1 protein-coding gene is annotated in these 1,024 nt (G+C 46.4%); it reads left to right on the forward strand.

Annotation, left to right across the window (positions count from 1 at the left end):
* Positions 1-393: 393 nt before the first annotated feature.
* Positions 394-1,024: radical SAM protein (locus tag A3763_RS02410; protein WP_156494838.1), on the forward strand; the 631-nt coding region annotated here is incomplete at its 3' end.

Here is a 1,024-nt window from a genome sequence, read left to right on the forward strand (position 1 = left end):
TGGAGACACACCTAAAAAGGCTTTTATCTTTTCTCTGTTTTTATCTTTTCTCTGTGTAGGCCGCAGGCCGCTCTGTGCCCTCTGTGGTGAACCGTCTTTTGTGTTTTGATCTTTAAGGGATAAACCGAAGAACCACAGAGGACACCGGGCGCTTCGCTGCACAGAGGAAGAGATGGAGACACACCTAAAAAGGCTTTTATCTTTTCTCTGTTTTTATCTTTTCTCTGTGTAGGCCGCAGGCCTCTCTGTGCCCTCGGTGGTGAACCGTCTTTTGTGTTTTGATCTTTAAGGGCAGTCTTTAGCGACAGAAAAAACTACACCCACTGCCTGCTTAGATGTATAATCTGCCGCCTATTTTTTAAGCAACTCTTTTCGCAAGCGATTGATATTTAGATGACCGACACCACGACCAAGAAGCTTTTTATTAAAACTCACGGCTGCCAGATGAACGAGTATGATTCATCTCGCATGACAGACTTACTGCAAGACAGTCATAAAGTTGAGTTAACCGAGAACGAGAGTGATGCTGACATCATTCTTCTTAATACCTGCTCTATTCGTGAAAAAGCACAGGAAAAGGTCTTTCACCAGCTTGGTCGCTGGAAGAAGCTTAAGGAAAGCAACCCGGAACTAACTATCGGCGTTGGTGGTTGCGTTGCCAGTCAGGAAGGTGAAGCGATTCGTTCTCGCGCGCCTTTTGTAGACGTGATCTTTGGCCCACAAACGCTTCATCGCCTACCAGAGATGATCGACGCATCAAAAACAACTGATGTAGGCGTGGTCGACATCAGCTTCCCTGAAGTTGAAAAGTTTGACCACCTCCCTGCTCCCGGTATAAATGGCCCTTCTGCGTTTGTTTCAATTATGGAAGGCTGTAGCAAGTATTGTACTTTTTGTGTTGTGCCTTACACGCGAGGTGAGGAAGTTAGCCGCCCTGTTGATGACGTACTGGCAGAAATCTCCCACCTTGCTACTCAAGGTGTGCGTGAAATAAACTTACTCGGCCAAAACGTTAACGCCTACC

The sequence above is a fragment of the Oleiphilus sp. HI0128 genome (assembly GCF_001635365.1).